The sequence below is a fragment of the Sodalis sp. (in: enterobacteria) genome (genome assembly GCF_047607725.1).
Taxonomy (GTDB): domain Bacteria; phylum Pseudomonadota; class Gammaproteobacteria; order Enterobacterales; family Enterobacteriaceae; genus JBLKSS01.
In genome coordinates, this window is sequence record NZ_JBLKSS010000179.1 from 2,472 (window position 1) to 8,008 (window position 5,537).

At 57.7% G+C, this 5,537-nt stretch carries 9 protein-coding genes and 1 pseudogene; 3 read left to right on the forward strand and 7 right to left on the reverse strand.

Annotated features, from left to right (window positions below):
• The first annotated feature begins 220 nt into the window (after positions 1-220).
• The gene (locus ACMX3H_RS15210; RefSeq protein ID WP_415209694.1) at positions 221-583 is read left to right on the forward strand and encodes a hypothetical protein; all 363 of its coding nucleotides are present in this window, start codon (positions 221-223) and stop codon (positions 581-583) included.
• Positions 584-646: 63 nt separating this feature from the next.
• Here the strand turns inward: ACMX3H_RS15210 and ACMX3H_RS15215 are convergent, their stop codons facing one another.
• Together ACMX3H_RS15215 and ACMX3H_RS15220 are read right to left on the reverse strand one after the other, a co-directional pair.
• Positions 647-1,363, reverse strand: a complete 717-nt coding sequence (locus tag ACMX3H_RS15215; protein ID WP_415209693.1) for a homoserine acetyltransferase — start codon at positions 1,361-1,363, stop codon at positions 647-649.
• Positions 1,347-1,661: a hypothetical protein gene (locus ACMX3H_RS15220; RefSeq protein ID WP_415209692.1), complete on the reverse strand. Its 315-nt coding sequence runs from the start codon at positions 1,659-1,661 to the stop codon at positions 1,347-1,349. The genes ACMX3H_RS15215 and ACMX3H_RS15220 overlap by 17 nt, the downstream gene beginning before the upstream one ends.
• Before the next feature lie 201 nt (positions 1,662-1,862).
• Between ACMX3H_RS15220 and ACMX3H_RS15225 the strand changes: the two genes are divergently transcribed.
• The gene (locus ACMX3H_RS15225) at positions 1,863-2,315 is read left to right on the forward strand and encodes a TetR/AcrR family transcriptional regulator (protein ID WP_415209691.1); all 453 of its coding nucleotides are present in this window, start codon (positions 1,863-1,865) and stop codon (positions 2,313-2,315) included.
• Entirely contained in the window at positions 2,306-2,509 is a 204-nt protein-coding gene (locus tag ACMX3H_RS15230) for a hypothetical protein (RefSeq protein WP_415209690.1), read from the forward strand. The genes ACMX3H_RS15225 and ACMX3H_RS15230 overlap by 10 nt, the downstream gene beginning before the upstream one ends.
• Positions 2,510-2,517: 8 nt before the next feature.
• On the opposite strand, the gene ACMX3H_RS15235 is transcribed toward ACMX3H_RS15230, so the two are convergent.
• The 5 genes and pseudogenes from ACMX3H_RS15235 to ACMX3H_RS15255 all read right to left on the reverse strand — a co-directional run.
• Entirely contained in the window at positions 2,518-2,775 is a 258-nt protein-coding gene (locus ACMX3H_RS15235; protein WP_415209689.1) for a 2Fe-2S iron-sulfur cluster-binding protein, read from the reverse strand.
• 17 nt (positions 2,776-2,792) lie between these two features.
• Positions 2,793-3,320 (reverse strand): hypothetical protein, encoded by a 528-nt coding sequence (locus ACMX3H_RS15240; protein WP_415209688.1) that lies wholly within the window; start codon positions 3,318-3,320, stop codon positions 2,793-2,795.
• A 377-nt stretch (positions 3,321-3,697) separates the two neighbouring features.
• Positions 3,698-4,849 carry a type III glutamate--ammonia ligase gene (gene glnT / locus ACMX3H_RS15245; protein ID WP_415209687.1) on the reverse strand — a complete coding sequence of 384 codons (1,152 nt, stop codon included), beginning with the start codon at positions 4,847-4,849 and terminating at the stop codon, positions 3,698-3,700.
• Positions 4,850-4,881: 32 nt separating this feature from the next.
• Positions 4,882-5,097, reverse strand: a complete 216-nt coding sequence (locus tag ACMX3H_RS15250) for an aldo/keto reductase (protein ID WP_415211438.1) — start codon at positions 5,095-5,097, stop codon at positions 4,882-4,884.
• Between the two features lie 145 nt (positions 5,098-5,242).
• Positions 5,243-5,512, reverse strand: a pseudogene (locus ACMX3H_RS15255) (aldo/keto reductase); the annotation flags it as partial.
• Positions 5,513-5,537 lie beyond the last annotated feature (25 nt).

Genomic DNA, 5,537 nt, shown 5'->3' on the forward strand with positions numbered 1-5,537 from the left:
AATGCAATGAGCATAAGCGTGTAACGTAGGTTTACTGTCTCATACAACAAACCCCCCAATAATTCAAGACGTCCTCCACGGGGCGCTTACGTTTCCGCCGGGTTAAATCGGTCTAACTTTCCTTTTCACGCTATCACCAATACGGGTACCACCATGAAATTACGAATGAACGTTGCTGGTGAACCGGCTTGCCTTATAGATAGAAGTCTGGGAAGATAAAGTGCCCAACCTGGCCCGGGAACTGCGGGCGAAATTGCCGATGAAAAGCGTGCTGCAGCACTGCAAGCTGATTGGCGATATGGTGTTTTTCACTATACCGATTGTCGCGCCCTGGGAAAATAAATATAAAACCGAAGAGGTGGGCAAACTGCGCCGGGAGAAATACGGTAAAGCCACAGGCTCGGTGTGTTTTTACAGTTCGCGGCAGCAATTTTGCGTGGTTTACGGCGACGACACCGCCGAAGAACCGCTGCCGATTTCCTACATCGGCGAGGTGGTTGAAGGGGCGCTGCAACTGCGCGTCACCGGATTGGAAACCTGGTTTGATCAGGGCCGGGTGGTCGAGCTGGAAATTGTCGATTAGCTCACCGCCCGCCGGGCCGGGGGGGATGCCGCTCCCGGCCCGGCGGAGGAATACCGCCTCGTCTCACGCCGCCAGCAGGTCGGCCATAGCCCGACAGATAAACGCGCTTTCCGCCGGCGGCAGCCGGCCCGGCGCGCCGGCGCAATGACCAAACGGTGACGCCAGCGGGCGCCATTCCCCCCGGGCCAGCAAGCCGCATTCCATCTCTGCCTCTTCCAGCGTGAAGTAGCTGTCGGTGGTACAGGGCATGACGACGGTCCTGGCGGTAATCGCCGCCATCGCCGCGTCGAAATCACCGCCAAAGTGTGCATTATCGGCGATATTTGCCGTCTGCCAGCTATGCAGCATGCACAGCAGGTCATTGGCGTCGCGCCCTTGATGATCCTGCTCCCAATAGTGCAACAGCGCCTCGCGGGTCGAAAAATTTAACTGCCGGTAGAGATGCTGGCGATAGAACGCGGCGGAATAGGCCCAACCCGCATAGCAGTGGCCGAAGGCGGCCAACCCCTTTAGCGGCGGGCGGGTATAACTTCCCTGCTGAAATAGCGGGTCCGTCTGCAGGGCCGCGGCTATGCCGGAGAGAAATACCTGATTCAGCGGCCAGCATTTGGCGCTGCCGCACACCGCCAGCAATGCGTCTACCGCATCGGGATAGAGCGTGGCCCACTGATACCCCTGCATCGCCCCCATCGACCAGCCGGCGATAAGCGCCAGTCTGTCGATTTGCCAATGATCGTGGATAAGCCGGTGCTGCGCCCGGACGTTATCCAGAAGCGTCACCGCCGGGAAGCGCCGGCCCTGCTGCGGCCCGGGATGGCTGGGGGGAGCTGGAGACACCGTTGCCGAACAGATTGGTGCAAATAATGAAATACCGGGCCGGATCGAGCACCTGGCCTGTGCCGATAAGCGCGTCCCAACCGCGATGGTCACCCGCATACCAGGACGGCAGCAAAATAGCGTTATCGCGCCGGCGGTTAAAACGGCCATAGGTCACATAACTCAGCCGGGCGTTTTGCATCCGATCGCCGCTGTGCAAGATAAAATCCCCCAGCTCACAATGTTGAGTGTCCTGCATCATCACCCCCTCGCGCACCGCACCCGCGGTGATTAATTAATCAGATAGTTAACTTGTTGCCAATTTCACGTCTATGGTACTATTTATCCGTCGAGGCGCCGAAACAGCGCCTTGTTAATCCAAGCCGCGCACGGCTTAGGAATCCTGTTTTCCTGACCCACGCTTGCTCGTTAAAAAAACAGGCTCTCTGAGCCGGAAAGGATTATGAAAACTCGCGCTACAAAGACCGCTATGACGCCCGCCGCCACCGTTAAGGGGAAAAAAAACCAGCCGGGGGATGTGGCGAATACCCTGCTTAATTGCGCACTGGAATTATTCGCCCGGAAAAATTACTCTTCCGTCAGAATCAAAGATATTGCCGACGCCACGGGCCATAATTCAGCTTTGATTTATTACTATTTTGGATCTAAAGAAAATCTTTTTCTAAAAGTCATTGAATCCACAGTAGAAAAAGCTTTCGAGCAGTTCGAGGCTATCAAACACGACGCCCGCGATCCCCAGCAAGTGCTGTTTCTTTGGATCCAGATACATATCATGCAATTTTATTTGCTGCAAAAGCTGGCCAAGATCAGCCTGGATTATGCCGGCACCCACGGCCGTACCCCCAAATCGATAAAGCGATTAAAAAATTTTATGAAAAAGAGTCGGTGGTGCTGAAAAATACCCTCACCGACGGCATACAGGCCTGGGTGTTTCGCGAGGTAAACCCCGCCGATATGGCGATGTTTATTTCGACCTACCTCGATGGGGTGTTATTCCGCACGGTCATGTTTCCTAAATTTAAATACAAACATGCCATCAATTGCATGCGCGAGTTTGTATTTGAACATCTGGCGGTCAAGCCGGCATAAACGGCAGGTCAGTCCTGCAGTTCGATGACGATTTCCGGCGCCCGGGCGCGCGAACAGCACAGCAATATCCGGTTGTTTTGTTCTTTTTCCGCCGGCGTCAAATAATTGTCGCGGTGGTCCGGAATACCGCGCACCACCCGCGCCTGACAGGTACCGCCGATGCCGCAGGCGGTTTCGGTGTCGATGCCGGCCAGGTTTAGCGCCTCGACGATAGTCTGCTCCCCCGTGACCGCTAACCGCTGCCCCGACGGGTGCAGTTGCACCATAAACGTCCCCTCCTGCGCTAGCGCCGGCGGCGAGAACAGCTCATAATGCAGATCCTCGTCGCGACGCCGTGCCGCGCGCAGAAATCCCGCACCGGCGCGGTAAACGGCTGCGATCCGCAGAGATAGAGCGCGCTACGCCCCACGTGCCGCAGCCAGCGCGTCAGTAGCCCGCACGGATCCGCCGGCGCTTGATGGTGCACTCTGAGCGCCGGCGCAATCTCCCGCCACGCCCCCTGCAGGTCGAAAGCGCTAAGGGTGTCCGGCCGGCCGAAATAATACAGCCGGTAAGGGCGCCCCTGACACGCCAGGGTCAGCGCCATCGGCAACAGCGGCGTGATGCCGATGCCTCCCGCCAGCAGCAGCGCCGGATAGGGATGTTGTTGCAGTGCGAACAGCGTCACCGGCGCGCCGATGGCGAGGGTCTGTCCCGGCATGACCTGCTGTCGCAGGTACTCCCCGGCGCCGCGGGAGTGCCGGGTGACCAGCACCGCCAACCAGTAATGGTGTAATTGCTCGGGATCGCCGCACAACGAGTAATGACGCAACAGCGAGGGGCTCAGGCGGACCGCGATATGCGCGCCGGCGCGCCAGGGTTAAAAGGATAACCCCGGTGCCCCCATCCCGCTTTTCGGTGACCACCACCTCCATGAACGGCTGCTCATTCATCGTTCTGCTCCGCAAACCGGCGACACGCCCCCGCAGGGCGGCATTTCGCCTCAAAAAATCGTGCTATAGCGCTCGATTTCCCATTGGCTAACACATGCAGGTGATAGTGATTCCACTCCTGCAGTTTGTATTTGACGAATTAATCCTTCAGCGCTTTACCGAGCGTCGCCTCGACGAAAGGATCGCTGCTGAACACCTCCACCGCCTCCAGCAGGTTTTGCGGCAGAAAATCAATGCCGCGCGCCTGCCGCTCCTGTTAGCTGATGGCATATAAATTGTCTTCGTTCGGTTCACGCGGGTCTATTTTGTCGCGGATCCCCTCCAGCCCGGCCGCCAGCGCCGCCGCCAGATAGGGATTGACCGCGCCGTCGGTGTTGCGCGATTCGCAGCGGCCGCCGCCGGCCGGTACCCGTACCGAGTTGGTGCGGTTATTGGATCCATAAGAGTTGAATACCGGCGCCCAAGAGAAATAATTCATCGCTCCCTGCCGCACCAGCCGTTTATAACTGTTCACCGTGGGCGCGAAGGCGGCGCAAAGCGCGCGCCCGTGGCGCAGCAGGCCGCCGATAAAGTAATACCCCGTCTGATACAGCACCAGCCCGCGCGGATCCTGCGCGGATTGAAAAATATTCTCGCCGCGGGCCTTATCAAACAACGACATATTAAAGTGCGCGCCGGTACCGGTTTTATTTGCGAAGGGTTTCTGCATCATTGTCGCCACCAGCCCTAATTCCCGGGCATAGTGCTTGGCCATGAAACGGAAGAAAATAAAGCGATCACAACTGGTCAGGGCATCGGCGTATTTGAAATCAAATTCAAATTGCGAGTTGCCATCCTCGTGGTCCAGCGAGTAGAGATCCCAACCCAGTTGATTGATGGTGGAGGATACTTTGTCGAGCCAGGCAAACTGGCCGATAAACCCCTGCAAATCGTAGCAGGGTTTATTGAGCTTGTTGTCCGCATCCGGCACCGACAGTCCGCCGTCTTGTTTGCGTTTAAGCAAATAGATCTCGCACTCGATCCCCAGATTAAAGCCAAAGCCCATCGCGTCGGCCTGCGCCAGCACATTCTTCAGCGCCACCCGCGTACTGAGGGGATAGGGTTCGCCCTGAAAGGCATTATCGGCCGGCATCCAGGCGATTTTCGGCTCCCAGGGCAGTTGGATTATCCCGTCCAGATCCGGAATCGAGGTAAGTTCATCTTCGTTAGGCAGTTGGCCGAGACCATCAAGGGCATAGCCGGTATAGCGCTCCAACCCCGCCGCCATTTGGCGCAAATGGCCAATCGGCACCACTTTGCCTTTCGGCACGCCGTGAATATCCACATAGGCGCCCATACAATACTGCACGCCCTGCTGCTGTAATTGTTGTTCCAGATCGGTTATCTGCTGTTCGGTCTTTTTCATCATCTGCTCTGCCATAGGAGGTGAAACCCGTCGCATCATGAATGTTCAACGATCGGGTGAGGGATATAGGGCGCTTCCAGCATCGCGATTTCCTCGCGGCTCAGCGTCAGTTCCGTGGCGCTGAGCGCGTCTTCCAAATGCTGCAGGGCCGTGACGCTGACCACCGGCGCCACCACCGCGGGCTTGCTGTAAAGCCCGGCCAGCGCCACCTGCGCCTGCGGAATGCCGCGCTGCGTCGCCACCTCGGTCACCGCCTGGATAACCTGCCGGTCCGCCTGCTCGGTCGCCGCGTAGAGAAACTCCGCATAGGCATCGCCGGCCCCGCACGACGTGCAGCGCTTGGCAAAATTGCCAGGCGTACATCGAGGAGGCGCCGAGATAGCACACCTTGCCCATCTTTACCAGGTCGTGCAGCGCCTCCAGCGTCTCCTCCAGGGGCGTGTCGTAATCCCAGCGATGGATTTCATACAGATCGATGTAATCGGTGTTAAGCCGTTTCAGGCTAGCGTCGATTTCGGTCATGATGCATTTGCGGGATAATCCTTTGCTGTTGGGCCCCTTGCGCATCGGGTTATAGACCTTGGAGGTAATCACCACCTCCTCCCGACGGGCGAAATCTTTCAGCGCCCGGCCCAGCACGACCTCGCTCTCGCCTCCCGAATACACATTGGCGGTATCGAAAAAGTTGATG

What these genes read in the sequence shown, in the direction of transcription:
- ACMX3H_RS15220 (WP_415209692.1), bottom strand. Translation starts at nt 1,661, where the DNA reads ATGATGCAGGACACTCAACATTGTGAGCTGGGGGATTTTATCTTGCAC.
- ACMX3H_RS15225 (WP_415209691.1), top strand. Translation starts at nt 1,863, where the DNA reads ATGAAAACTCGCGCTACAAAGACCGCTATGACGCCCGCCGCCACCGTT.
- ACMX3H_RS15235 (WP_415209689.1), bottom strand. Translation starts at nt 2,775, where the DNA reads ATGGTGCAACTGCACCCGTCGGGGCAGCGGTTAGCGGTCACGGGGGAG.
- glnT (WP_415209687.1), bottom strand. Translation starts at nt 4,849, where the DNA reads ATGATGAAAAAGACCGAACAGCAGATAACCGATCTGGAACAACAATTA.